At 73.6% G+C, this 25024-nt stretch carries 20 protein-coding genes; 9 read left to right on the top strand and 11 right to left on the bottom strand.

What is annotated here, in order from left to right:
* Positions 1-84 precede the first annotated feature (84 nt).
* On the top strand, positions 85-540 hold the full coding sequence (locus tag GVV04_RS07990) for a MarR family winged helix-turn-helix transcriptional regulator (protein WP_161686085.1): 456 nt from the start codon (positions 85-87) through the stop codon (positions 538-540).
* A 55-nt stretch (positions 541-595) separates the two neighbouring features.
* Here the strand turns inward: GVV04_RS07990 and GVV04_RS07995 are convergent, their stop codons facing one another.
* The 3 genes from GVV04_RS07995 to GVV04_RS08005 all read right to left on the bottom strand — a co-directional run bounded on the left by GVV04_RS07995 (position 596) and on the right by GVV04_RS08005 (position 2250).
* On the bottom strand, positions 596-850 hold the full coding sequence (locus tag GVV04_RS07995; protein ID WP_117664998.1) for a Smr/MutS family protein: 255 nt from the start codon (positions 848-850) through the stop codon (positions 596-598).
* 157 nt (positions 851-1007) lie between these two features.
* Positions 1008-1376: a tetratricopeptide repeat protein gene (locus GVV04_RS08000; RefSeq protein ID WP_161686087.1), complete on the bottom strand. Its 369-nt coding sequence runs from the start codon at positions 1374-1376 to the stop codon at positions 1008-1010.
* Positions 1377-1485: 109 nt separating this feature from the next.
* Positions 1486-2250, bottom strand: coding sequence for an ROK family protein (locus tag GVV04_RS08005; protein WP_161686089.1), 765 nt, complete (start codon positions 2248-2250; stop codon positions 1486-1488).
* Positions 2251-2358: 108 nt separating this feature from the next.
* Here GVV04_RS08005 and GVV04_RS08010 point away from each other — a divergent pair, with 108 nt between their 5' ends.
* The 4 genes from GVV04_RS08010 (at position 2359) to GVV04_RS08025 (ending at position 7403) form a co-directional block, all read left to right on the top strand.
* The gene (locus tag GVV04_RS08010; RefSeq protein ID WP_161686091.1) at positions 2359-3996 is read left to right on the top strand and encodes an ABC-F family ATP-binding cassette domain-containing protein; all 1638 of its coding nucleotides are present in this window, start codon (positions 2359-2361) and stop codon (positions 3994-3996) included.
* A 39-nt stretch (positions 3997-4035) separates the two neighbouring features.
* Entirely contained in the window at positions 4036-4353 is a 318-nt protein-coding gene (locus GVV04_RS08015; RefSeq protein WP_161686093.1) for a hypothetical protein, read from the top strand.
* A 47-nt stretch (positions 4354-4400) separates the two neighbouring features.
* Positions 4401-5126, top strand: a complete 726-nt coding sequence (locus GVV04_RS08020) for a methyltransferase domain-containing protein (protein ID WP_161686095.1) — start codon at positions 4401-4403, stop codon at positions 5124-5126.
* A gap of 612 nt (positions 5127-5738) precedes the next feature.
* Positions 5739-7403 carry a glycoside hydrolase family 10 protein gene (locus GVV04_RS08025; RefSeq protein WP_161686097.1) on the top strand — a complete coding sequence of 555 codons (1665 nt, stop codon included), beginning with the start codon at positions 5739-5741 and terminating at the stop codon, positions 7401-7403.
* Positions 7404-7457: 54 nt separating this feature from the next.
* On the opposite strand, the gene GVV04_RS08030 is transcribed toward GVV04_RS08025, so the two are convergent.
* Together GVV04_RS08030 and GVV04_RS08035 are read right to left on the bottom strand one after the other, a co-directional pair.
* Positions 7458-10328 carry an ATP-binding protein gene (locus tag GVV04_RS08030; RefSeq protein ID WP_161686099.1) on the bottom strand — a complete coding sequence of 957 codons (2871 nt, stop codon included), beginning with the start codon at positions 10326-10328 and terminating at the stop codon, positions 7458-7460.
* A gap of 214 nt (positions 10329-10542) precedes the next feature.
* Complete coding sequence (locus GVV04_RS08035; RefSeq protein WP_161686100.1) at positions 10543-10758, bottom strand: FmdB family zinc ribbon protein; 216 nt, start codon at positions 10756-10758, stop codon at positions 10543-10545.
* 38 nt (positions 10759-10796) lie between these two features.
* Between GVV04_RS08035 and GVV04_RS32920 the strand changes: the two genes are divergently transcribed.
* The 4 genes from GVV04_RS32920 (at position 10797) to GVV04_RS08055 (ending at position 18261) form a co-directional block, all read left to right on the top strand.
* Entirely contained in the window at positions 10797-12476 is a 1680-nt protein-coding gene (locus tag GVV04_RS32920; protein WP_235965730.1) for a lytic murein transglycosylase, read from the top strand.
* Between the two features lie 72 nt (positions 12477-12548).
* Positions 12549-13562 carry a GNAT family N-acetyltransferase gene (locus tag GVV04_RS08045; protein WP_161686774.1) on the top strand — a complete coding sequence of 338 codons (1014 nt, stop codon included), beginning with the start codon at positions 12549-12551 and terminating at the stop codon, positions 13560-13562.
* A gap of 123 nt (positions 13563-13685) precedes the next feature.
* Positions 13686-16961: a lamin tail domain-containing protein gene (locus GVV04_RS08050; RefSeq protein WP_161686102.1), complete on the top strand. Its 3276-nt coding sequence runs from the start codon at positions 13686-13688 to the stop codon at positions 16959-16961.
* A 226-nt stretch (positions 16962-17187) separates the two neighbouring features.
* Entirely contained in the window at positions 17188-18261 is a 1074-nt protein-coding gene (locus GVV04_RS08055; protein WP_161686776.1) for an IS110 family RNA-guided transposase, read from the top strand.
* 101 nt (positions 18262-18362) lie between these two features.
* On the opposite strand, the gene GVV04_RS08060 is transcribed toward GVV04_RS08055, so the two are convergent.
* From GVV04_RS08060 to GVV04_RS08085, 6 genes are all read right to left on the bottom strand, one after another.
* On the bottom strand, positions 18363-18863 hold the full coding sequence (locus tag GVV04_RS08060; protein WP_161686104.1) for a helix-turn-helix domain-containing protein: 501 nt from the start codon (positions 18861-18863) through the stop codon (positions 18363-18365).
* A gap of 499 nt (positions 18864-19362) precedes the next feature.
* A complete protein-coding gene (hemB, locus tag GVV04_RS08065; RefSeq protein ID WP_161686106.1) occupies positions 19363-20346 on the bottom strand; it encodes a porphobilinogen synthase in 984 nt (327 codons plus the stop codon).
* A gap of 18 nt (positions 20347-20364) precedes the next feature.
* Complete coding sequence (locus tag GVV04_RS08070) at positions 20365-21945, bottom strand: bifunctional uroporphyrinogen-III C-methyltransferase/uroporphyrinogen-III synthase (protein WP_161686108.1); 1581 nt, start codon at positions 21943-21945, stop codon at positions 20365-20367.
* Complete coding sequence (gene hemC, locus GVV04_RS08075) at positions 21942-22910, bottom strand: hydroxymethylbilane synthase (RefSeq protein WP_161686110.1); 969 nt, start codon at positions 22908-22910, stop codon at positions 21942-21944. The genes GVV04_RS08070 and hemC overlap by 4 nt, the downstream gene beginning before the upstream one ends.
* Entirely contained in the window at positions 22907-24250 is a 1344-nt protein-coding gene (locus GVV04_RS08080) for a glutamyl-tRNA reductase (protein WP_161686112.1), read from the bottom strand. The genes hemC and GVV04_RS08080 overlap by 4 nt, the downstream gene beginning before the upstream one ends.
* Complete coding sequence (locus GVV04_RS08085; RefSeq protein ID WP_161686114.1) at positions 24247-25020, bottom strand: redox-sensing transcriptional repressor Rex; 774 nt, start codon at positions 25018-25020, stop codon at positions 24247-24249. Before GVV04_RS08085 ends, GVV04_RS08080 begins: the two co-directional genes overlap by 4 nt.
* Positions 25021-25024 lie beyond the last annotated feature (4 nt).

Here is a 25024-nt window from a genome sequence, read left to right on the forward strand (position 1 = left end):
ATATTGTGTGGTCGGCGCACATCGCCGAGTACGCTGGGAGCGTTCCTGTGCCGAGCCGGACCGCAGCCCTCAGGGAGACCCGCGATGGACGACGCCACCCGCCGAGCGGAGTTCGAGGTGATGCTGCTCTCGCGGCACGCGATCCTCAGCAGTCCCGGGTCGCGGGGGCTCGGGAACCGGCTCGACCGGAGCGCCTACATACTGCTGACCCGCCTCGACACCGAGGGGCCGATGTCCATCCCGCAGTTGCAGGACGCGTTCGGCCTCGACGCCTCGACGCTCAACCGCCAGACCACCGCGATGCTGCGCGCCGGCATCGTCGACCGGATTCCCGACCCCGACGGCGGAATCGCCCGAAAGTTCCGGATCACCGAAGAGGGTAAGGCCCGGCTGGACGCCGACCGCGACGAGATGCTCACGGCGCTCAGGAAGATCGTGCGGGACTGGACCGAGCAGGAGGTGGACGACCTGGCCGCCACGCTGCGCCGCTTCAACGAGAGTGTCGAGCGGATCGACGGGCGGCCCTGGCCCCGCGACTAGGCCGGTCGCTGCGGCCGTCAGGCGTCCCACGAGGGACCAGACCGGTTCGGCGTCGCTACTTCCAGCGGAAGTGGATGAACAGGCGGCCGAAGTTCTTCGAGTCCTTCTCCACCCGGTGGTAGAGCTGCTTGACGTCCTTCTGGTCGAGGAATCGCAGCACCCGCTTCTTGAGCTGGCCGGAGCCCTTCCCGGGGATGATCTCCACGAGGGTGGCCTTCTTCGCCACCGCCTCGTCCATGATCCCGCGCAGCGCGCGGTCGATGTCCTGGCCCTTGTTGAAGATGTCGTGCAGGTCGAGCTTGAGCTTCATGCCGCCTCCACCGCCTGCGCAGCTCCCATGGCAGACCATGGTAGGCCCGCAGCCGCCGGAAAGGTTCTCTCGGGCTTCGCCCGGGGATGTTCCTGGCCTGGACGAGGCGGAGGGCCGCGCAAGGGGAGGGTGTGTTCCCCTCCCCTTGCGGGCGCGGTCAGTGACCGCCGCCGACCCGGTTCTCCACCCGGTGCAGCGCGGTCACGTAGTCGGTGTTCGTCGAGTGCATCGCGGCGGCGATGCGCAGGTGCCGCAGCGCGTCCGCCGGGCGGTTCATCCGCTCCAGCGTCCGGCCGAGCACGTGGTGCGCGTAGTGGTCGCTGGGGTCCCGGTCGACCAGCTCGCGCAACTGCTCCTCGGCGCGGTGGAGCTGGGCGGTCTGGAAGTACGCCCGGGCCAGCAGCTGTCGCACCGCGGAGTTGCCGGGCTCGGCCTCGACGATCGGCTCCAGCAGCCGGACCGCTCCGGACGCGTCACCCATCTCGAAGAACATGGTCGCCCGTCGGTACTCCGCCAGAAGATCCATGACTCACCTCCCCGTCTCGCGCCGTCACTGATCCGACGCTGGCACAACACCACGCCGGACGCGAGTGTTCCTGCGGCGAAACCGCCGGACCGGGCCGACGAGGGCCCGGTCAGGCCGGCGTCCTTCCCCTGTGCAGGTCCCAGGCGCGGACGCCGCCGACGATGCCGGCGGTGTTCGGCACCACCACCACGTCGTCGCCCATCCGGGCGAGCTGCTCGGGCCGGATCAGCCGGGAGTTGCCCCCGCCCAGGTAGAGCCGGTCCCAGTGGAACACCGGGCGCAACCCGTCCACCACCTGCCGGATCCGGCGGGACCAGAACGCGTCGCCGAGGCGGCGGCGCTCCGGCTCCCCCACGTACGTGTCGTAGGTGGTGCCCCAGCGCACCGGGGCGTGGGACAGCTCCAGGTGCGGGGCGAGCACGCCACCGTCGAAGACGGCGCTGCCCAGCCCGGTGCCGAGGGTCAGCACCAGCTCCAGGCCGGTGCCGGCCACCACCCCGGCGCCGTGCACCTCGGCGTCGTTGAGCACCAGGGCGGGCACCCCGAAGGCGTCGGCGACCGCCGTGCGCGCGTCGAAGCCGGACCACTCGGCCAACAGGTCGGGGTCGACCCGGCTGCGGGGGCCGGCCCGGGTCACGTAGTGCGGGGTGGCCACCACCACGCCGTGCCGGAGCATGCCGGGCATCCCGACGGTCACCCGGTCCGCCGTGGGCAGCCGGCCGCCGAGGTCCAGCAGGGTCTTCACGAACAGCGCGGGCGGCAGGGGGTACGGGGTGGGCTCCCGCAGCGGCCGGGCCCGCATCGTCCCGGCCCCGTCGAGCACCGATGCCTTGATGCCGCCGCCGCCGCAGTCGATCGCCAGAGTCGTCGCCACGCCGGTGAGTCTGCCCCGCGTGGAGCGGGCGCGGGTGCCGGGTGCCGGAACCGGCCGCCGGACCGGCCGCCGAACGCCGGCGGGCACGACCGATAGGCTCGCTTTCTCATGAGCGCGACGATGGTGGTCAAGGATCTCGCGGCCGGGCACGGGGAGCGGCTGCTCTTCGCCGAGCTGGACCTGGTGGTCGCCCCGGGCGACGTGGTCGGCCTGGTGGGGGTGAACGGGGCGGGGAAGTCGACGCTGCTGCGTACCCTCGCCGGGCTGCTGCCGGTCGAGGCCGGCAGCGTCACACTCAGCCCGCCCACCGCGGCGGTCGGGCACCTGCCGCAGGAGCCGGAGCGCCGGCCGGGCGAGACGTTACGTGACTTTCTGGCCCGGCGGACCGGGGTGACGGCCGCCCAGGCGACGCTGGACGCGGCCACCGAGGCGCTGACCGCCGGGTCGGCGGGGGCCGACGACGCGTACGCCGACGCGCTGGAGCGCTGGCTGGGCCTCGGCGGGGCGGACCTGGAGGAGCGGGCCGAGCAGGTGGCCGCCGAGCTGGGCCTCGCCGTCGACCTGGACCACCCGATGACCGGCCTCTCCGGTGGGCAGGCGGCCCGCGCCGGGCTGGCCTCGCTGCTGCTCAGCCGGTACGACGTCTTCCTGCTCGACGAGCCCACCAACGACCTCGACCTGGCCGGGCTGGACCGGCTGGAGCGGTTCGTCACCGGGCTGCGCGCCGGCACGGTGCTGGTCAGCCACGACCGGGAGTTCCTCACCCGGACGGTGACCCGGGTGCTGGAGCTGGACCTGCACCAGCAGCAGGTCCGGCACTACGGGGGCGGCTACGCGGCGTACCTGGAGGAGCGGGAGGTGGCCCGCCGGCACGCCCGCGACGAGTACGCCGAGTACGCCGACACCCGGGCCGGGCTGGAGGCCCGGGCCCGCACCCAGCGGTCCTGGATGGAGAAGGGCGTGAAGAACGCCCGGCGCAAGGCCACCGACAACGACAAGATCGGCCGCAAGTTCCGCTCCGAGGCGAGCGAGAAGCAGGCGGCGAAGGCCAAGCAGACCGCGCGGCTGATCGAGCGGCTGGACGTGGTCGAGGAGCCGCGCAAGGAGTGGGAGCTGCGGATGGAGATCGCCGCCGCGCCCCGCGCCGGCGCCGTCGTGGCCTCGCTCCGCGACGCGGTGGTACGCCGGGGCGACTTCACCCTCGGCCCGGTGACCCTCCAGGTCGACTGGGCCGACCGGATGGCGATCACCGGGGCGAACGGGTCCGGCAAGACCACCCTGCTCGGGGCGCTGCTGGGCCGGCTGCCGCTGGACGCCGGGCACGCCGCGCTGGGCCCCGGCGTGGTGGTCGGCGAGGTCGACCAGGCCCGGGGGCTGTTCCTCGGCGGCCAGCCCCTGCTGGACGCGTTCCAGCTGGCCGTACCGGAGCTGGCGCCGGCCGACGCGCGGACGCTGCTGGCCAAGTTCGGCCTGCGGGCCGACCACGTGCTGCGGCCGGCGGCGTCGCTGTCGCCCGGCGAGCGGACCCGGGCGGCGCTGGCGCTGCTCCAGGGGCGCGGGGTGAACCTGCTGGTGCTCGACGAGCCGACCAACCACCTCGACCTGGCGGCCATCGAGCAGTTGGAGGCGGCGCTGGCCGAGTACCCGGGGACGCTGCTGCTGGTGACCCACGACCGGCGGATGCTCGAAGCGGTGGCCGTCAACCGCCGGGTGCGGGTGGACGCGGGACGGATCGCCGAGGACTGACGGCGTGCCGACCGGCGTTCCCGGGGTGACAATGACCCCATGCTCAAGTGGGAGTACGCGCTGTTGGTCCGCCGTCGCCAGGCGGCCAGCACCGACACCGGCTGGGAGATCGTCTTCGTCTGGTACGGCCCGGACGGGTCGATGGTCGACGTCACCCCGTACGGCGACACGTCGCTGGCCCACCTGAACCGGGCCGGCGACCAGGGCTGGGAGTTGGTGGCGATGAGCGAGGACCCGTCCATGCCGGGCAGCAGCGAGCTGCACCGGTACCACCTCAAGCGGCCCAAGGCGGCCACCCCGTCGCCCCGGCAGCGCATCCGGGGCCCCGGCCGCCCGGCCCGTCGCCTCCCCGGCTGACGCATAGTCCTGGCGGATCCGGGTAACGCGGCCGGCGGAGGTGGCCCATGGTCGCGCTGGCCCTGACCCCGCCCTCGGCCGAACGGCTGCGGGCGGTCGACGACTTCCTCACCGAGGCGTGGGCGGATCAGGCGTCCCACGACGACCGGCTGCGCGACCTCGCGGTGCGGGTGCGCTTCGACCGGGGCGTGGCCCACCTGACCGGCGAGGTCGACGACGCGGCGCAGCTACGGCTGGTCCGGGACCTGGTCGGCCGACTCGCCGGGGTGTTCGGGATCTGGGGCCGGGTCAGGGTGGCCGGCCGGGACCCGGTCGTGGTCGACCTGGGCTGCGGCGGCACCAAGCAGTACCCGGGCAACCTGGGGCTGGACCTCTTCCCCGCCCCGGGGGTGGACACGGTGGCCGACCTGTCCGGCTCGCTGCCGCTGGCCGACGACTCGGTGGACGTGCTCTTCGCGGTGCACATCCTGGAGCACCTGATCGACTTCCTGCCCCTGGTGGACGAGTGTCACCGGGTGCTCCGGCCGGGCGGCGTGCTGCACGTGATGAGCCCCTGGTGGGGACACGTGAACGCGGTGGCCGACCCGACCCACGTCCGGCTGCTCGACGTGCAGACGTTCAAGGGCATCTGCCTCCAGCGCCCGCCGGGCACCCCGCGCTGGTACCCCCTGCACGTGGGCTGCGACGGGGCCAGCATCTTCGCCGACCTCACCCCCCTCCCCCCGAACGCCACCCCGCCACCCACCCGCCACCTTGCCCGCTTCTTCACCTGACCCCACCCACCCCACCCCACCTCCGCCCTCACCTCACCCCGGCCCGCCTCACCCCGCCCCGCCCCACCTTGCCCCGCCTTGCCCCGCCTCGCCTCGCCTTGCCCCGCCTCGCCCCGCCTCGCCCCGCCTGGCCCCGCCTGGCCCCGCCCCGCCCCGCCCCGCCCCGCCTCGCCTTGCCTCGCCCCGCCTCGCCTTGCCCCGCCCCGCCCCGCCCCCGGTGATCAAGAGGTTTGCGTCAGATCTGGGCCGGGTCCTGACGTAAACCTCTTGATCAACCGGGGCGCGGGGCCCGGGGCTCGATCCGGGGCCGGGGCCGGGGCCGGGCCCGGGTGGGGTGGGGTGGGGCGTGAAGGCAGACCGTCGGTGTCGGTGAGGTCACGGTCCGGCGGGCGGGTCGGGTCGCGTCCGGGGCGATCGGGTGGCCGGTCGGCGCGGATCTGGCCGGGGGGCTTGCGCCACCCCCACCCAGTGTGAAAATTTCCTACCAGCGACAGATTCCCATCGGCGAATGTTGCCGAGGGTGCGTGCCACGCGCAACGGCCGGGGTCGGCCGCGCGGGGTCCGTCGCCACCCGACCCCGTCACCCCGAGCCCCAACGAAGGGACGCACCGGATGAAGGCAACTCGGCTCAGAGCCGCCGGGCTGGCCGTAGCTCTGCTCGGGGCGCTCGTCGCCGTCTCCCCCACGGCCGCCAGCGCGGCGGGGACCGACGCGAACGACGCCGCCACCACCTCCTGCACCACCGACCCGGCCACCCCGAAGCGACAGTTCCGGGCCATGTGGATCTCGTCGGTGGTCAACATCGACTGGCCGAGCAAGGCGTCCCAGACCGCCCCGGACCGGGTCGCCGCCCAACAGGCGGAGTACCTGGGCCTGCTCGACCTGGCGAAGAAGCTGAACCACAACGCGGTGGTGGTGCAGGTCCGGCCCACCGCCGACGCGCTCTGGCCATCGCCGCACGAGCCGTGGTCGGAGTACCTGACCGGGGTGCGCGGGCAGGACCCGGGCTGGGACCCGCTGGCCTTCCTCGTCGCCGAGTCGCACAAGCGCAACCTGGAGTTCCACGCCTGGTTCAACCCGTACCGGATCTCCATGCCGGCTCCCGGCGGCGCGGGCGCGGACATCGCGCAGCTCGCCCCCAACCACCCGGCCCGGCAGCACCCGGACTGGACCTTCGCGTATCCGCCGGCCGGGGTCGCCGGCAGCCGGCTCTACTACAATCCCGGCATTCCCCAGGTCCGCGAGTTCGTCCAGACCGCGATGATGGACGCCGTCAACCGGTACGACGTCGACGGCGTGCACTTCGACGACTACTTCTACCCGTACCCGAGCGGCACCCACCAGGTGCCGGACGACGCGGCGTTCGCCGAGTTCAACCGGGGCTTCACCGACCGGGCCGAGTGGCGGCGCGACAACATCAACCTGCTGATGCAGGAGATGAACACCAAGATCAAGGCAGCGAAGTCGTGGGTGAAGTTCGGGGCCAGCCCGTTCGGCATCTGGCGGAACAAGTCGGCGGACCCGCTCGGCTCGGACACCACCGGCAGCCAGTCCTACGACATCATCTCCGCCGACACCCGCAAGTGGGTGAAGGAGGAGTGGATCGACTACATCATTCCGCAGCTCTACTGGCACATCGGCCAGTACCCGGCCGCCGACTACGCCCGGCTGGTGCCGTGGTGGGCCGAGACGGTGCGCGGCACCCGGGTGCAGCTCTACATCGGCCAGGCCGACTACAAGAGCGGCGACCCGGCGTACGGGGCGTTCTGGCAGAACCCGCGTGAGCTGTCGGACCACCTGACGCTGAACCGGTCGTACCCGGAGGTGCTCGGCAACTCGCACTTCTCCGCCGTGCAGGTGAGGGCGAACCGGCTCGGCGCGACCGACATCTACGCCGCCGAGCACTACTCCCGCCCGGCCCTGGTGCCGGCGATGCCGCACCTGCCGGCGAAGCCGCTGCTGCCCCCGGTGGTGACCGGCGCGCAGCGGCAGGACGACGGCGTGCGGCTGAGCTGGCGGCAGCTGGCCGACGGCGTGGGCCCGCTCGGCAAGGCGGCCTCGTACGCGATCTACCGGTTCGACGGGAACGGCCTGGTCGGGAAGTGCGGCTTCGCCGACGCGTCCCACCTGGTCGGCACGGTCCGGGCCACCCCCGGCTCGGTGCAGTCCTGGGTGGACGCCACCGCCGAGGCCGGCCAGCGGTACACGTACCACGTGACCACGCTGGACCGGTTGTACAACGAGAGTTTCGTCAGCCTGCCGCGCTTCGTGCGCTGACAGCAGGAGCGAATGCCCCGGGCCGCCTCCAGCGACCCGGGGCATTCGCCTGTCTCAACTGATGTCACCGGCTGTCGGCGGGCGGGCGGCCCGGGTCAGACGCGTTCCGGGCGGCGGTTTTGTCCGGGAGCCGAGTGGGCGCGGGGCGACCGGGCCGTTGCTCCGGAACCGGGTCGAGTCCGCGCCCAGGTCGGGGTGCTCCACCGCCAGCGCCAGCGCCGCCGCCTCCGCCAGCCCCAGCCCGCCGCCCTCGCCGTACGCGTCGTCGAAGGCCGCGTCGCCCAGCGTCCGGCGCAGCCCGGCCTGCTGCTCCAGCCAGTACGGGCCACAGATGCCGGGCGTCGACCGCATGCTCGCCCGAATCGCCTGGGCCGCGCCGAAGAGCCGGGCGCCGGTCAACGGATCGCCCCCGGCGGCGCACCGCACCGCGATCGCGTTCAGGGTGTCGCAGGCCCGACGGTGGAAGCCGTGGGTCATTCGGGACCGCAGCGCGACCAGCAGGTGCTCGTGCGCCGCGACCAGATCATGCCGGGCCAGCGCCACCATGCCGAGCAGCATGTCGACCGACCGGCGTCCCCGGTAGGCCGGGCGGGCCGCCTCGACCGGGCGGGCCGCGCCGAGCAGTTCCGCCGCCTCCGCCAGGGCGCCGCGCCGCCACAGCAGCTCGGCGAGGCTGAACACCGCGAGCAGCGCGTCGGGGACGACGTCCCGCTCGTGCGCCCAGTCGATGACCTCCCGGCAGACCCGCTCGGCCTCGGCGAACTGTCCCATGTCGATCAGCGGCCCGGCCCGCCCGGCCAGCACCCGGGCCAGCAGGCCTGCGTCGCCGGCCTGCCGGGCCGCCGCCTCGGCCCGCTGGGAGTAGCGCAGCTCCTCGGTGAACTCGCCGTCCGCGCCGGCATGCAGCGAGTGCATGTGGTACGCCGCCGCCAGCTCGTCCTCCGGGACGGCCTCCCCGGTCTCGGCCATCCGGCCGTACAGCCGGAACAGCCAGAGCCGCCCTTCCCGGGCCAGCCCACGTTCCCGCCACCACTGGTCCAGCCCACCGGCCAGGCGCAGCCCCGCCCGGGCGCTGCCGCCGGTGGCGCACCAGCGCAGGGCGGCCCGCAGCTCACCGGCGAGCGGGTCCAGGGCGTACAGGGAGAGGGTGACCGGTCGGCCGTCGGGGCCGAGGTGCGCCCGCCGCAGCGCATGCGTCGACCACGCGAGGTGCCGGTCCCGGGCGGCCCGCTCCTCCCCGGCCTGCACCAGCCGGCGCGCCGCGTACGCCCGGATCGGGTCGAGCATCCGGTAGGTGCCTCCCGCGGCGTGCGGCTCGGCCTGGATCATCGACTTGTCGACCAGCACCGACAGCGGATCGAGCGGGTCGTCGTCGAGCAGCCACTCCACGGTCGACAGGTCCACCGGCCCGGCGAAGACCGCGAGCCAGCGCAGCAGCCGGGCCGACCGGGGCCCGAGCGTCCGGTACGACCAGGTGACGGTGGCCTGCATGGTGAGGTGCCGCTCGCGGGCCGAGCGCCGCATCGCCCGGACGGCCGGGCTGGGCGGCGCCTTGCCCCGGGCCGCCGCCACCAGGTCGACGGTGTCCTGCTGGTTGCCCGTCCAGCCGGGCTCGGTCCGGGGCGGGCCGAGGTCGTCCCGGCCGGCGTCCAGGGTGCCCAGCACGTCGTCCAGGCGCTCGGCGAGCTGCCCCACGGAGAGCACCCGCAGCCGGGCGGCGGCCAGCTCGATGGCGAGCGGAAGACCGTCCAGTCGCTGCACCACCCGCCGCAGGTCCGTCGCCTCGGCCGGAGCCGGCTGCCGTCCGCCCCGGGCCGCCATCGTGCGGTCCAGCAGCAGCGCCACCGCGTCGCTCTCCGCGCCGTCGGGCCGGGGCTCCACGGACAGCGGAGGGATCCGCCACACCACCTCGCCGGGCAGGCCGAACGACTCGCGACTGGTGGCGAGCACCCGGGTCCCGCTCCCTCCGGCGAGCAGCCGGGAGATCAGCTCGGCCGAGGCGGACGGCTGGGCGTCACAGGTGTCGAGCAGGACCAGCATCCGGCGGGAGGCGGCGTACTCGACGAGGGTGTCCACCATCGGGCGGCCGGGCTCCGGGCGCAGCCCGAGCACGGCGGCGACCGCGAACGCCACCAGCCCGGGGTCGGTGACCGAGGCGATGTCGACGAACCAGACCCCGTCCGGGTGGTCCTCCACCATCCCGGTGGCCAACTCGACGGCCAGCCGGGTCTTTCCCGCCCCGCCCGCGCCGAGCACCGTGACCAGCCGGTGCCGCTCGACCAGGCGGCGCAGCTCGGCCCGTTCGGGCTTTCGGCCGACGAACGAGGTGACCTGGGTCGGCAGGTTGTGCGCCACCGCGTCGGCGGTACGCGGCCGGGGGAACTGCCGCTCCAGGCCGGGCGCGACGAGCTGGAACAGTCGTTCCCGGTCGTCGAAGCCACGCAGCCGGTACAGCCCCAGGTCGATGAGGGAGGCGCCCGCCGGCAGCGGGTCGGCGTACCGGGCGGTGGACCCTGAGCAGAGCACCTGCCCGCCGTGCGCGGCGGCGGCGACCCGGGCGGCCCGGTGCACCTCGGGGCTCGCGTACTCGCCGTCGCACGGCTCGGCCCAGCCCGTGTGCAGCCCCATCCGGACCCGGGGCGCGGCCTCGGGCGCCGGCCAGTCGTGGGTGGCCAGCGCGCGCTGTGCGGTGAGGCAGGCGGTCAGCGCCGCGCCGGCGTCGGAGAACGCGATGAAGAACGAGTCGCCCTCGGTCAGCAGCTCCGCGCCGTCGGTGCCGGCCAGGGTGTGGCGCAGCAGGCGGCGGTGTTCCCGCAGCACCGGGCGGTACTCCGGGCCGAGCAGCTGGGCCAGTCGTGTCGAGCCCTCGATGTCGGTGAACATGAAGGTCACCCAACCGCTCGGGAGGTGGTTCCCTGGCGACATATGTCGAACCTCCGCCCCCGGTGACGACGGGTTCATGCTGCCCCATGTCCGCGCCGTCACGCATCGTGAGAACGGCCGGGCCGCATCAGACCCAAGGTGCCATCGGTGGCCGCAACCGGCAGGTCGGGCGGTACGCCCGCGCGAGGAGCACGACGAGCGTCGACGCCGCGCCGACTGTGCCGACGGGTGGAACCGGCGGCCGGAGCGGACGGGATCAGCAGCCGCAGCCCCCGCCGCAGCAGCCCCCGCCGGAAGGGGCCGGCGTGGACGTGCCGGCGGCGCCCCGACCGGTCACGGCCACCGTGGAGAGCAGCTTGACCGTGTCGTCGTGCCCCTGCGGGCAGGGAGCCGGCTCACCGGACCGCGCCATCGGACGGTTGATCTCGAAGGTGTCACCGCAGGCGCGGCAACGGAACTCGTACCGGGGCATGGCACAAGAGTACGACCGGTCCTGACGGGACGCGGGACATGGGTGATACTCGACGGGTGGTGGACGGCGAGGACAGATCGACGGTTCGACCCCTACGGCCGGCCGCGCCGCCCGAGGACCCGGGCGGGCGCCCGACGGGCGGCTGGCTGCCGCGCCCCCGCCGGCCCTGGCTGCGGTCGACGGCACCCGCCGACACCCCGAACGCCCGGCCAGCCAACGCCCAGCCTGCCGACGCCCAGCCCGCCGACGCCCAGCCCGCCGACGCCCAGCCCGCCGACGCCCAGCCCGCCGACGCTTCCGGGCCGGCGGTCGTCGGCCAGGCCGACGCCGGCCAGAACGACGCCGCAGCGGTGGCCGGGCCGGAAGCCGGCACGACGGCGACGGCCGCGACCACGGCTGGACAGCCCGACCCCACCGGCCCGGCAGAGAAGCCGGAGCCCGGCCCGCTGGCGTCGGCCGCCACCACGGCAGCGACGACCGACGCCGCCGACCTGACGGGAAGAACGGCCGGTCCCACAGAGGAGGCCGACAGCACCGCGAGGGCTGACGCGTCCGAAAAGGCTGACAGCACCGCGAAGACCGACGCCGCCGGGAAGACCGACGCCGCCGAGAAGGTCCCCGGGACCGACAAGGCCGACGCGCCCGAGAAGACGGACGGAACCCACCAGGCCGACGCCGCCCAGAAGACCGCCGGGACCGCCAAAGCCGAGGGGGACAAGAAGGCCGACGGGACCGACGGGGACGAGAAGGCAGACGCAGCGGTCGCGGCCGGCGGCGGGCGGGCGAGGAGGTCCCGGCGGCGGGTGCCGTTCGCCCACGCCGTACGCATGCCTCCGCCCCGGCAGGCGGCGGTCGCCGCCGCCCGGGCCACCCGGGCCTGGTCCCGGCGCCCGAGCGGCCGGCTCACCCTGCCCGGGCTGTTCCTGCTCGCCCTGGTCGGGGCGACCGCCGCGGCCGGCGCGCTGCTGGTGCCGGCGACCGCGCCGAAGTCCCGACCGGTCGCGGTCGACGCGACCGTCACCCCCCTGGGGGGCGGCACGGCGGCGCCGGAGGGCGGGATGGTGCCCGGTGCCACCGGCACCGCGCTGCCACCCGGCGTGACCCCGGGTCCGGGCGACCTGCCGGGCGCGCCGGTGATGACCGGCCGGCCCGCCGACGCGCTCGCCGCGTGGGCGCAACAGACCGGGGCGAAGGCCGGCATCGCGCCGGTGGCCGTGCAGGCGTACGGCTACGCCGAACTGGTCCTCGCGCAGAGCAACCCCGGCTGCCGGCTGAGCTGGACCACGCTCGCCGCCATCGGGTACGTCGAGTCGCGGCACGGCCAGGCCAACGGCGCCAGCCTCGGCCTGGACGGGCGGGCGCTCCCGGAGATCATCGGCGACCCGCTCGACGGCAACGGCGGCCGGTCGAAGATCCTGGACACCGACCGGGGGCTCTACGATCGGGACACCGTCTACGACCGGGCGATCGGGCCGATGCAGTTCATCCCGACCACCTGGCAGGAGATCGGCGCGGACGCGGACAACGACGGCCGCAAGGACCCGCACGACATCGACGACGCCGCCCTGGCCGCCGGCAACTACCTGTGCAAGGGCGGCCGGAACCTGACCGTCCCGGGCGACTGGTGGGGGTCCATCCTGTCGTACAACGACGTGCGACGGTACGCCCAGGACGTCTTCGACAAGGCCAACGAGTACGGGTTGGCCAGTCGCACATGACGTGATCATCCCCATACATTGGCGAACTGGACACTTCCGTCACGCTGCCGTTAGCGGCAAGCTAGACGGGTGATGGTGCGCGAGTGGGATCCCCGGACCGCGTCGTCCGCCGAGATCGCGTCGCTGGTGGACACGCTGAACGCGGTTCTGGCGGCTGATCTCCCGCAGGATCCGCCCTGGCGGGAGAGTTCCCTGCGGGAATACCTCTCCGAGGTGATGCCCGGCGAGCGGCGGATCTCCTGGGTGGCCCATGCCGAGCCGACCGCCGGGGGCGGGCCCGGCGCGATGCTCGGCCACATCCACGTGCTGCTGCTCGGCGACATCGGCGTGCTGGAGGTGCTGGTGCACCCGACGGCGCGCCGCACCGGCCTGGGCCGGGATCTGGTCCGGCTGGCCGCCCGCCGGGTCTACCAGGAGGGGTTCCGGTCGATCGGGGTCGAGGTGGTCGGCGAGACCCCCGCGGTGGCGTTCTACGAGGCGCTCGGTTTCTCCCGGGAGTACGTGGAGACCCGCAGCGTGCTGGACCTGGCCGCAGTGGACTGGACGACGCTGGCCGAGATGGCCACCGCAGTCAGCGCGGGGTACCGGGTGGAGTTCTGCCCCGGCGGCCCGCCCGACGACCTGATCGACGCGTACGCGCGGGCCAAGGCCGAGGTGCGCGACCTGGACGACGGGCTGCGCCCCAGCTCGTACGACCCGCAGCGGCTGCGGGACAGCCTGGACACGCTGCACCGGCGAGGGATGAAGCCGTACATCGTGCTCGCCATCCACGAGCGCACCGGCGAGGTGGCCGGGCTGACCGAGGTCGTGGTGCCGGCGCAGCACCCGACCCGCGCCGACCAGTACGACACGATCGTGGTGCAGGACCACCGGGGCTACGGCATCGACCGGGCGATCAAGGCGCGGATGCTGCTGGAACTGCGCTCGGCCGAGCCGACGCTGGCCGAGGTGCAGACCTGGAACGCGCAGGCCAACGAGGCGATGCTCAAGGTCAACGCCGAGCTGGGGTACCGCTCCGACCGGGAGTGGTGCGAGTACAGCGTGGACGTGGCCGAGCTGGTGCACCGGCTCGACCCGGCCCGCTGACCTGGCTACCCGGCGCGGAGGGGCGTGGGTCGGGTATTCGCCAATGCGCCCTCGGGGGATGGACGGCGGACAGCGCCGCGCCTTAACGTGCGTTGGTTCCCGTCCACCCATTGTGGAGGCCCCATGCGCCCGCGCCGCAGATACGCCGCGCTAGCGACCGCCGCTGCCGTCACCATCCCGGTCATCGGCATCGCACCCCCCGCGGCCAGCGCCGCGCCCACCGACCTGTTCATCTCCGAGTACGTCGAAGGCTCGTCGAACAACAAGGCGATCGAGCTGTACAACGGCACCGGCGCACCTGTCGACCTCGGCGCCGGTGGCTACCAGCTCCAGCTCTACTTCAACGGCAGCACCACGGCGACCACCCTGGCGCTGAGCGGCACCGTGGCCCAGGGCGACACGTTCGTGTTCGCCGCCGCCTCCGCCGCCCCGGCGATCCTCGCCCAGGCCGACCAGACCACCACCGCGAGCCTGTTCAACGGCGACGACGCGATCGTGCTCCGCAGGGGCGCCGCCGTGGTCGACTCGATCGGCCAGGTCGGCGTCGACCCGGGCACCGAGTGGGGCAGCGGCCTCACCAGCACCGCCGACAACACGCTGCGCCGGCTGCCCACGGTGACCTCCGGCGACACCAATCCGTCGGACGCGTTCGATCCGGCCGCCCAGTGGGCCGGCCTCGCCACCGACACCTTCGACGGGCTCGGCTCCCACACCGTCGACGGTGGCGGCCCGGTCGACCAGCCCGCCACCGTCACCTGTGGCGGAGCGCTGACCACGGCGGCCGGCACCGCCGCCAGCCGCGAGGTCACCGCCACCGACCCCGACGACACGATCGTCGACCTGGCGGTCACCTCGGTCAGCCCGGCCCCGGCCACCGGCTCGATCACCCGGACCGGGTTCACCCCGGCCGACGCCGCCGGCGGCACCGCCCGCGCCACCGTCGCCACCAGCACCGACCTGGCCGCCGGGGCGTACACGGTGACCCTGACCGCCACCGACGCCGACGGCGGCACCGCCAGCTGCGCGCTGGCCGTGACCGTGACCCGGGAGCTGACCGTCGGCGAGGTGCAGGGCCCGACCACCGACGCCGAGTCCGGCCCGGCCGACCGGTCGCCGCTCGCGCCGGCCTCCGGCAACGGCACCAGCAGCAGCCTGTACGACGTCCGAGGCGTGATCACCCAGCTCACCCTGGCCCGCACCTCGGCCGGGGCGGAGCAGCGCGGCTTCTTCCTGCAGAGCCGCGCCGACGCCACCGACTCCGACCCGACGTCCTCGGACGGCATCTTCGTCTTCATGGGCTCGTTCACCTCACTGCTCGGCGGCTACGTGCCGACCGTCGGCGACGAGGTGGTGCTCCGGGCCCGGGTGTCGGAGTACTTCAACTTCACCCAGCTCTCCGGTGCCTCCCTGGTCCGCAGGGTCGCCTCGGGGCTGGACGTCAACGCCGTCGTCGCGGTCGACGACGCGGTGCCCCCGGCGGACATGGCCGCCGCGCAGCGGTTCTGGGAGCGGCACGAGGGTGCCCGGCTGCGGGTCCGCGCCGGCAGCGGCGCGGTGAGCGGCCGGAACGTGTTCGCGTCCACGGCCGACGCCGAGACCTGGGTGGTCGACCGGGACGACCCGCTGCTCGACCGCGCCGACCAGTACGCCCGCCGGGTGTTCCGGGACGCGCACCCGCTGGACAACGACCCGACCCGACGCTTCGACGACGGCAACGGCCAGCGGATCATGCTGGGCAGCATGGGCGTCAAGGGCACCGCCGGGGACAGCACCGCGCTCCTGCCGCCGTCGAGGACCTTCGACACCCTCGGCGAGGACGCGTACGGCGCGATCTACTACTCGTTCGAGAAGTACGGCGTCCAGGTCGAGAGGGCCGTCTTCGCCGCCGGGGCCGACCCGTCGCGGAACAACCCGCCGAAGCCGGCCGACCGGTCGCAGGAGATCGCGATCGCGACGTACAACGTGGAGAACCTGTACGACCACCGGGACGACCCGTTCGACGGCTGCGACTTCACCGGGAACCCGGGCTGCACCGGGGTCCGCCCGCCGTTCGACTACGTGCCGGCCAGCGAGGCCGACTACCGGGAGCACCTCTCGGCGCTCGCCGACCAGATCCGCACCGACCTGCACGCGCCGGACCTGATCCTGGTGCAGGAGGCCGAGGACCAGGACATCTGTTCCGTCTCCGGCACGGAGCTGGTCTGCGGGGAGACCGACAACGCCGACGGCGCCCCGGACACCCTCCAGGACCTGGCGCTGACCATCGCCGCCGCAGGCGGCCCGGCGTACGCCGCCGCGTACGACCGGACCGGCGCGGACGCCCGGGGCATCACCGCCGGATTCCTGTACCGCACCGACCGGCTGTCGCTGGCCGCGGCGACCGCCGCGGACCCGCTGCTCGGCTCCGCGCCGGTGGTGCCGTACCGGTCGGCGGGGCTGCCGGCCAACGCGGACGTGCAGAACCCGAAGGCGCTCAACGCGGTGCTGCCGGCCGACACCGACACCTCGACCGGCAAGGATGGCGACAACGTCTACACCCGGGCCCCGCAGCTCGGAAAGTTCCTGGTCCGGGCGACCCCCGGCGGCGCCGAGGGGTACCACCTGTGGGCGCTGAGCAACCACTTCTCGTCCGGGCCGGACAGCCGGGTCGGGCAGCGCGCCGAGCAGGCCGCGTACGGGGCCGCGCTCGTCACCGCGATCCACAATTCGGACCGGAACTCCCGGGTGGTCTACGGCGGCGACCTAAACGTCTTCCCCCGCCCGGACGACCCGATCGCCACCGGGGCGGACCCGACCCCGTCGGACCAGCTCGCCTCGCTGTACGACGCGGGCCTGCACAGCCTCTGGGACGACCTGGTCGCCGACGTGCCGTCGTCCGCGTACTCGTACAGCTTCGAGGGGCAGGCGCAGACGCTGGACCACCTGTTCGTCAACGACGCGCTGCGCGACGACCTGGTCCAGGTGCGGGCGGCGCACATCAACGCCGACTGGCCGGCGGAGTTCACCGGGGACGGGTCGCGGGGCTCCAGCGACCACGACCCGCAGGTGGCCCGGTTCCGGTCCCGGGCGTCGCTGAGCGTCAGTGACGCGACGGTCGTCGAGGGCGACAAGGGCACCCGCCCGCTGACGTTCACCGTCACCGTGTCCCGGCCGCTGTCCCAGCCCGTGCTGGTCTGCGCCGCCACGTTCGGCACCACGGCGCAGGCCGGGTCGGACTACGACCCGTACGTCGGCTGCAAGACCCTCGCGGCCGGGCAGACCTCGCTGACCTTCGCGGTGACCGTGCGCGGTGACCGGAAGCGGGAGGCCGACGAGAAGGTGAACCTGCTGGTGGCCGGGATTCCGGGCCTGCGCCTGGCCGACCCGCTCGCCGTGGGCACCATCGCCAACGACGACTGACAGAGATGATGTTCATGAGCACCTCCCGCCAGGGTCTGACCCAACGACTGACTGACTTCGGGTCCTCAACGGGATTTGTCGGCCCTGGTCGGGAGGCGCTCGTGCACTCACTGGACGTGGCGTTGTGACTTCATAGGAGCCTGGCTAGAGGCCCCATCTCTGTCTTGTCCGCGTTGCCCGGCTGGTGCGTGCCGCCCTGCCCCCAGTCACGAACGACAGGACGACGATGCCTCCTATTACACCTGACGTCGCCTCGATCATCGAGGTCACCGGTGGAGTCGACACCCATCTGGACACCCACACCGCTGCGGTGCTCGACCCGATCGGACGAGTGCTGGGCACCCAGCAGTTCCCTGCCACGGCAGCCGGCTACGCCGCCCTGCTGGCCTGGATGCGAGGGTTCGGCCGACTGCAACGGGCCGGGATCGAGGGCACCGGCGCCTACGGAACAGGACTCGCCCGCCGACTCCGCGACGAACGCGTCGCGGTGATCGAGGTCGACCGCCCCGACCGCAAGACCCGCCGCTTCCAGGGCAAGTCCGACCCGATTGACGCCATCCAGGCCGCTAAGACCGCTCTGGCACACGAACGCACCAGCATCCCCAAGCAGCGCGACGGCAGCGTCGAGGCCCTCCGCAACCTGCGGGTGGCTCGCCGCAGCGCCGTCGACCAGCGCGCCGACGCCCAGCGCCAGATCAAGACTCTGATCGTCACCGCCCCCGACGATCTGCGCGCCCAGCTACGCGGCCTTGCCGTCAAGCAGCTGATCAGCACCTGCGCGAACCTACGACCCGACCGCACCGACGCCGCCACCCCGGGCACCGCCGCCAAGATCGCCCTACGGTCTCTGGCCCGCCGCCACCAGCAGCTCGCCGTCGAGATCGCCGACCTCGACGAACTCCTCGAACCCCTCGTCGCCGCCATCAACCCCACCCTCGTCGCTGTCAACGGCGTCGGTGCCGACACCGCCGGCCAGTTACTGGTCACGGCCGGCGAGAACCACGGCCGGCTCACCTCAGAGGCAGCGTTCGCCATGCTCTGCGGTGTCGCTCCGATCCCCGCCTCGTCCGGCAAGACCAACCGCCACCGCCTCAACCGCGGCGGCGACCGGCAAGCCAACAAAGCGCTCTACCGCGTCGTACTCTGCCGCCCGCGCTGGGACCCGCGCACCCGCGCCTACATGGAACGACGCACCAAAGACGGCCTGTCCAAGAAAGAAATCATCCGGTGCCTCAAGCGCTACGTCGCCCGCGAGATCTACCAACTCATCACAACAAACGATCTTGAACTTGCCGCTTGACATCCATAGGAGCATCCCTGCTCCGGCCGACGGCGGCCCCCGCCCGGGTACCAGCCCGGGCGGGGGCCGTCTCGGTCCTGTCACCCGGGCGGAGGACGGTCTCAGTACCGCTCCCGCATGTCCTTCGGCGGTGGCACGTTGCGGTACTGCGCCACCCTCACCTCCCACTGGCTGCGCCGCCGACGCGCCTCGCGGTCCACCGGGCAGCGATGGAACGTCTCTGGTGGCCGGGCCAGGCCGTAAATGTCGGCCCACCAGTCGCCCGGCTCGGGGTCGAGGATGGTGTCCAGGTGGGAGGGGTAGCGTCGCCCCGCACCGTCGCGGGTGTCGTCCCAGTCCGCCATCGGCTGGATCACCCGGCCGTCCTGGTCGACGACGGCGAGGTAGAGGCCGGCCGCGCCAAAGAGTCGCTCCAGCACCGCGAGGCTGGGCGTCATGGCACCGGTCTCCACCCGGCCCACGGTCGACGGCGCCACCTTCGCGAAGCGCGCCATCTGGCGCTGCCCCAGGCCGGCGATGCGCCGGGCCTTGCGCACCAGCCCGGCGATGGGGAACGGCCCGACCGTCGGACCGGTCGGTGGTGGATCAAGTGCGGAAGCCATACCGGGAGCCTGCCGACCCTGGGATCCAGCCAACAACCCCTGTGGACAAACCTGTGGATAACTTGTCCTCGCCCAACGCGTCGCCTCCGCGTCGCGAGGCCAACTTCCAGCACTTTGGGTAACGGAAGGCCGGCCGAGTCGGCAAACTACTCTACGTCATGCCAGCCGTGCCCTCCACCACCCCCCGCGCACCCTTTGCTCTGCTGCCATCCAGGCAACACCAGCCGCCACCAGGCTCAATGCCGAATCGGCCGCGAGGACCTTTTCGCGCGAGCGTGAACACTGGGTGACTGTTGCCCCCGCTGCAGCAGAGCAAAGGGACTGAGGAGGAGGGTAGGCGGAAACAGGTTAGGTAACTCCCAGTAATCGCGTGCCACCGGCATCCACGACGCGCCCCGCTCATCGGTTTCCAGCACCCGCCCGTCAGGGTGCTGATCCATCTCCTGCCCGCGTCACCCGGAGGCCGCGGCTGCCGTGGAGGGGCGGCGGGCGGCGCGGCTCAGGAACGCTGGCGGAGCAGCCCGGCGGCCTCGACCGCCCAGTAGGTGAGGATGATCTGCGCGCCGGCCCGACGGATAGAGGTGAGCGTCTCCAGCATCACCCGCTCCCGGTCGATCCAGCCGTTCGCGGCGGCGGCCTCGACCATCGCGTACTCGCCGGAGACCTGGTAGGCGGCGACCGGGACGTCCACGGCGGCCCGGACCGCCGCCACCACGTCGAGGTACGGCAGGGCCGGCTTGACCATCACCAGGTCCGCGCCCTCGGCGACGTCCAGCGCGACCTCGCGCAGGGACTCCCGCAGGTTCGCCGGGTCCTGCTGGTAGGTACGTCGGTCCCCCTCCAGGGCCGACTCCACCGCGTCCCGGAACGGGCCGTAGAACGCGGAGGCGTACTTCGCCGCGTACGCGAGCACGGCGACGTCGGTGTGCCCGGCGGCGTCCAGGGCCCGGCGGACCACGCCGACCTGGCCGTCCATCATCCCGGACGCCCCGACCATGCCGACCCCGGCGGCGGCCTGGGCCACCGCCATCTCGGCGTACGCGGCGAGGGTCGCGTCGTTGTCCACCGCGCCGTCTCCGGTGAGCAGCCCGCAGTGCCCGTGCGAGGTGAACTCGTCCAGGCACAGGTCGCTCATCACCACGGTCGTGTCGCCCACCTCGGCGACCACGTCCCGGATGGCGACGTTGAGGATGCCCGCCGGGTCGACGCCGCCCGAGCCGCGCTCGTCACGCGACGCCGGCACCCCGAACAACATGATCCCGCCCACGCCGGCCTGGACCGCCTCGGCCGCCGCCTTGCGCAGCGAGTCCCGGGAGTGCTGGAGCACCCCCGGCATCGCCGCGATCTGCCGCGGCTCGGTCAGCCCCTCCTTGACGAACATCGGCACGACCAGCTCGGCCGGGTCGACGCGGGTCTCGGAGACCAGCCGCCGCACGGCTGCGGTGCGGCGCAGCCGGCGGGGCCGGATCTCGGGGTACGACATGGGGGGCCTCCCTAGCGACTAGCGGAACCTCAGGGCGGTCGGCCCCTGCACCTTCGAGCCACGACGCTGCTTGGCCGGCATGGCGGCGAGCTTCTCGCGCAGCTCGACGGCGTAGGCGGCGAGCGCCTCCACCAGGTCGGGCACCGAGGCGTGCGGCGGCTGGACGTCGACCCGCAGGCCGAACTCCGTCGCGGTCTCCGCAGTCTTGGGCCCGATGACGGCAACAACGGTACGCGCGTGCGGCTTCCCGGCGATGCCGACCAGGTTCCGGACGGTGGAGGACGAGGTGAACAGCACCGCGTCGAACCCGCCCGACTTGATCGCGTCCCGGATCTCGGCGGGCGGCGGGGCGGCGCGGACCGTCCGGTACGCGGTCACGTCGTCGACCTCCCAGCCGCGCTCGGTGAGCCCGGCGGCGAGCGTCTCGGTGGCGATGTCGGCGCGTGGCAGCAGCACCCGGCCCACCGGGTCGAGGATCTCGTCGTGCGGCGAGAACTCGGCCAGCAGCCCCTCGGAGGACTGCTCCCCGGCGGGGACCAGCTCCGGCTGGATGCCGAACGCGCGGACCGCGTCCGCGGTGGCCTCGCCGATACAGGCGATCTTGACGCCGCCGAAGTGCCGGGCGTCCAGCCCGTGCTCGGCGAACTTCTCCCAGACCGCCCGGACGGCGTTCACCGAGGTGAAGATCACCCAGGCGTACCGGCCGTCGACCAGGCCCTTGACCGCCCGCTCCATCTGGGCGGGAGTGCGCGGCGGCTCGACCGCGATCGTCGGCACCTCGCACGGGATCGCCCCGTACGCGCGCAGCCTGGCACTCATCGCGCCGGCCTGCTCCTTGGTCCGGGGGACGAGCACCTTCCAGCCGTACAGCGGCCGGTTCTCCCACCAGCTCAACTTGTCCCGCTGGCCGACGCCCTCGCCGACGGTGAGCACCACCCGGCCGGTGAAGCCGAGCGCCGCCGCGACGAACGAGTCGACGGTCGACGTGGTCGTGTACTGGGTATCCCCGGTGCCGTCGCCGGTCACCCCGACGCCGGTGGTGCCGTCGATCCCGGCGGCGAGCAGGCCGTCACGGACCGCGGCCAGGTCGCCGGCGTCCACGGCGAGCGCGAGCGAGCCCCGGCCGACGGCTGCGGCCAACGCGTCGAAGTCCAGCGTGGTGACGTCCTCGACGTCTGCGGCGGTGCGGACGCCCGGCAGCGGCACGCCCGCGTACGTGGCGACGCCCTCGGCCTGGCCGACGCCCGGGACCACCTCGAAGTGCGCGGCGGTACGCGCGACCGCCTGCACCTCCTTGACCACCGAGTCGTGGCCGAACGGGTCACCGGCGACCAGGTGCACCGCGTTCTGTCCGGAGCGGGCGGCTGAGATCAGCACCTTCGCCACGTCTCCCGGCACGCCCTCCGCCGGGGTGAACTGGGCGTCGGACCGGGCCTGGGCGCGGACGGCGTCGAGCAGCGACTCGGGGACTCCCCGGTCGTACACCACCTGGTCGGCGTCCACCAGGGCGTCGTGCGCCCGGCGGGTCAGCAGGCCCGGGTCGCCGGGACCGGCCCCGACGAACGCGATGCGGCCGACGGGCTTACGGGTGCGGGTCATTCTGTGCTCCCAAATTGCTGGGTCCCCGGGCCGGCGTGTCCGTCTAGGCCGAGGATCGAGTCGGCGCCGAGGTCGAGGAGTTCGGCGGCGAGTGCCTTGCCGATCTCCGCCGCGTCGGCGGGCGTTCCGGTGCGGGACAGCCGAAGGTCTCGGGAACCGTCCGGGCTGATCACCGCCCCGCGCAGGTAGATCTCCTCGCCGACGTCACCTTCGGCGAGTTCCGCATAGGCGGCCACGGGTGCGCTGCACCCTGCCTCCAGGGTGGCCAGCAACGCCCGTTCCGCGGTGACTGCGGCTCGGGACGGTGCGTGGTCGAGCACAGCGAGCAGCTCGACCAGGCCCGGGTCGTCGACCCGGCACTCCACGGCCAGCGCGCCCTGGGCGGGCGCGGGCAGCATGAGCATCGGGTCGAGCGTTTCAGTGATCACGCCGGCCCGGTCGAGCCGGGCCAGCCCCGCCCGGGCGAGGACGACCGCGTCGAGGTCGGCGTCCGGGCCGAGGACCCGCGCCAGGCGAGTGTCCACGTTGCCGCGGATCGGGGTGACCTCAAGCTGGAGCCCGAGCGCGTGCAGCTGGGCGATGCGGCGCAGCGCTCCGGTGCCGATCACCGCGCCGGGCGGCAACTCGGCGAGGGTGCGCCCGCCTGTGGCGACCAGCGCGTCGCGCGGGTCCTGCCGGGCCGGCACCGCCGCGATGTGCAGCCCGGGGGGCGGCGCGGTGGGCAGGTCCTTGTAGGAGTGCACCGCGAAGTCGATGGTCCGGGCGGCCAGGGCGTCGCGCAGCGCGGAGACGAAAACGCCGACGCCGAGCCGGTGCACCGGGGCGGCCGAGCGGTCACCGGCGGTGACCACCTCGACCAGCTCCACCTTTCGGCCGGTCGCTTCGGTGAGCGCCGCCGCGACGTGGCCGGACTGGGCCATCGCCAGTGCGCTGCCCCGGGTGCCGAGGCGCAAAGGGGCGGTCATCTGTCGCCTCCGGGGTACGGGGTGGTGTCGGTGTCGACCACGTCGGGGACGGTGTCGACCGGGGAGGTCTGTGGGACCTGGAGGTCGAACAGCTCGCGCAGCAGCGCGGCGTACTGGTCGCCGCCGGGTTCGGCGGCGAGCTGGCGGACCTTCACCGTGGGCTGGTGCAGCAGCCGCTGCACCACCCGGTGCACCGTACGGGCCACCTCGGCGCGCTGGTCGTCGCTGAGGTCGGGGCGGCGCTGGGCCAGCCGGCGCAGCTCGACGGTCACCACGTCCTCGGCCCGGCCGCGCAGCGCGGCCACGGTCGGGGCGACGTCGGCGCCGCGCAGCCAGGTGAGGAAGGACTCGACCTCGCCCACCACGATCCGCTCGACGGCCGCTGCGTCGGCAGCGGCCGGCCCGTCGGCGAGGATCGCCGCCATCCGGTCGATGTCGATCACCTCGACGCCGGGCAGGGCGGCCACGCCGGCCTCCACGTCGCGCGGGACGGCGAGGTCGAGCAGCACGAGCGTCCCCCGGTCGGGGTCGCGGTCGGCGAGCGCCCGGCTGACCACGTCGAGGGTGAGGACCGGTTCGGTCGCCGCCGTGGCGGCCACTACGATGTCCACTGTGGAGAGGACGTCGGTCAGCTCGGCCATGGGCGCCGCGCTGGCGCCGTACGACTCGGCCAGCCGCATGGCCCGGTCGGCCCCCCGGTTGGTCACGGTGAGCTGGCCCACGCCGAGCCGGGACAGGCTCGCCACGCCCAGCGCGCCCATCGCGCCGGCCCCGACCACCAGGGCCGGGCGCCCGGCCAGCTCGCCGTCGAGCTGCGTGGCGGCCAGGCCGAGCGCGGCGCTCACCACGCTCTGGCCGGCCCGGTCGATCCCGGTCTCGGCGTGCGCCCGCTTACCCACCCGCAGGGCCTGCTGCATCAGCTCGTGCAGCAGCCGGCCGGCCGAGTCGGCGCCGGTCGCCCAGTGATACGCGTCACGGAGCTGGCCGAGGATCTGCGCCTCGCCGACCACCATCGAGTCCAGCCCGGCCGCGACCCGGAAGACGTGGTCCACGGCGACGGCGTCGTAGTGCACGTAGAGGTGAGTGGCCAGGCTGCTGGCCGGGGCGCCGGCCTGCTCGGCGAGAACGGAGCAGATGTCGCCGAGCCCGCCGTGGAAGCCGGACACGGCGGCGTAGACCTCCACCCGGTTGCAGGTGGAGACCAGCACCGCCTCGCTCACGTACGGCTGGGCGACCAGGAGGTCCAGTGTTCGGGTTAGGTCGGCGGGGGCGACCGCCAACTGCTCCAGGGTGGCGACGGGAGCGGTGCGGTAGGACGCGCCGACAACGAGCAGTTTCACGTGCCGATCGCCTCCTGGGGATCGGTGGCCGCGAGCCCGCCGGGCAGGGCTGTGAGGGCGGAGCCGCCGGTGGCGGGCAGCGCGGTCAGGGACGCCTTGCGGTGCTCGTGGAAGGACAGGATCTGGAGCTCGATGGCGAGGTCGACCTTGCGCACGTCGACCCCCTCCGGCACCGAGAGTACGCACGGCGCGAAGTTGAGGATGCTCGTCACGCCAACGGCCACGAGCTGGTCGGCGACCGCCTGGGCGGCGGGCACCGGGGTGGCGATCACGCCGATCGCGATGGACTCCTCGGCGACGATGGCGGGCAGCTCGTCGACGTGCCGCACGACCAGGCCGTTGATCACCTCGCCGACCCGGGACGTGTCCGCGTCGAGCAGCGCGGCGATCCGGAAGCCGCGGCTGGCGAAGCCTGCGTAGCCGGCCAGGGCGTGACCGAGATTACCCACCCCGACCAGGGCGACGGCCCGCCGCTGGGTGAGCCCGAGCACGAACTCGATCTGCTCGACCAGCAGGGCGACGTCGTAGCCGACCCCCCGGGTGCCGTACGAGCCGAGGTGGGACAGGTCCTTGCGGAGCTTGGCGGAGTTGACCCCGACCGAGGCGGCCAGGCCCTCGCTGGAGACGGTCTCGTGACCGGACTCGGCGAGGTTGTGCAGGGCGCGAAGGTATTCGGGTAGCCGCGCGACGGTCGCCTCGGGCAGGTCCGGAAGCGCCGGTACGGCACCGGCGCGGCCGGGCGCGCCAGGGTGACGGTGCTGCTGACTCATGAGA

Origin of the sequence: Micromonospora rubida (assembly GCF_009908295.1) — a bacterium.
GTDB classification, from domain to species: Bacteria; Actinomycetota; Actinomycetes; order Mycobacteriales; family Micromonosporaceae; genus Micromonospora; species Micromonospora rubida.

Excerpts from the sequence above, each read along its gene's own strand:
- GVV04_RS07990 (WP_161686085.1), top strand. The coding sequence starts at position 85 with ATGGACGACGCCACCCGCCGAGCGGAGTTCGAGGTGATGCTGCTCTCG.
- GVV04_RS07995 (WP_117664998.1), bottom strand. The coding sequence starts at position 850 with ATGAAGCTCAAGCTCGACCTGCACGACATCTTCAACAAGGGCCAGGAC.
- GVV04_RS08000 (WP_161686087.1), bottom strand. The coding sequence starts at position 1,376 with ATGGATCTTCTGGCGGAGTACCGACGGGCGACCATGTTCTTCGAGATG.
- GVV04_RS08010 (WP_161686091.1), top strand. The coding sequence starts at position 2,359 with ATGAGCGCGACGATGGTGGTCAAGGATCTCGCGGCCGGGCACGGGGAG.
- GVV04_RS08015 (WP_161686093.1), top strand. The coding sequence starts at position 4,036 with ATGCTCAAGTGGGAGTACGCGCTGTTGGTCCGCCGTCGCCAGGCGGCC.
- GVV04_RS08020 (WP_161686095.1), top strand. The coding sequence starts at position 4,401 with ATGGTCGCGCTGGCCCTGACCCCGCCCTCGGCCGAACGGCTGCGGGCG.
- GVV04_RS08025 (WP_161686097.1), top strand. The coding sequence starts at position 5,739 with ATGAAGGCAACTCGGCTCAGAGCCGCCGGGCTGGCCGTAGCTCTGCTC.
- GVV04_RS08030 (WP_161686099.1), bottom strand. The coding sequence starts at position 10,328 with ATGTCGCCAGGGAACCACCTCCCGAGCGGTTGGGTGACCTTCATGTTC.
- GVV04_RS08035 (WP_161686100.1), bottom strand. The coding sequence starts at position 10,758 with ATGCCCCGGTACGAGTTCCGTTGCCGCGCCTGCGGTGACACCTTCGAG.
- GVV04_RS32920 (WP_235965730.1), top strand. The coding sequence starts at position 10,797 with ATGGGTGATACTCGACGGGTGGTGGACGGCGAGGACAGATCGACGGTT.
- GVV04_RS08045 (WP_161686774.1), top strand. The coding sequence starts at position 12,549 with ATGGTGCGCGAGTGGGATCCCCGGACCGCGTCGTCCGCCGAGATCGCG.
- GVV04_RS08050 (WP_161686102.1), top strand. The coding sequence starts at position 13,686 with ATGCGCCCGCGCCGCAGATACGCCGCGCTAGCGACCGCCGCTGCCGTC.
- GVV04_RS08055 (WP_161686776.1), top strand. The coding sequence starts at position 17,188 with ATGCCTCCTATTACACCTGACGTCGCCTCGATCATCGAGGTCACCGGT.
- GVV04_RS08060 (WP_161686104.1), bottom strand. The coding sequence starts at position 18,863 with ATGGCTTCCGCACTTGATCCACCACCGACCGGTCCGACGGTCGGGCCG.
- hemB (WP_161686106.1), bottom strand. The coding sequence starts at position 20,346 with ATGTCGTACCCCGAGATCCGGCCCCGCCGGCTGCGCCGCACCGCAGCC.
- GVV04_RS08070 (WP_161686108.1), bottom strand. The coding sequence starts at position 21,945 with ATGACCCGCACCCGTAAGCCCGTCGGCCGCATCGCGTTCGTCGGGGCC.
- hemC (WP_161686110.1), bottom strand. The coding sequence starts at position 22,910 with ATGACCGCCCCTTTGCGCCTCGGCACCCGGGGCAGCGCACTGGCGATG.
- GVV04_RS08085 (WP_161686114.1), bottom strand. The coding sequence starts at position 25,020 with ATGAGTCAGCAGCACCGTCACCCTGGCGCGCCCGGCCGCGCCGGTGCC.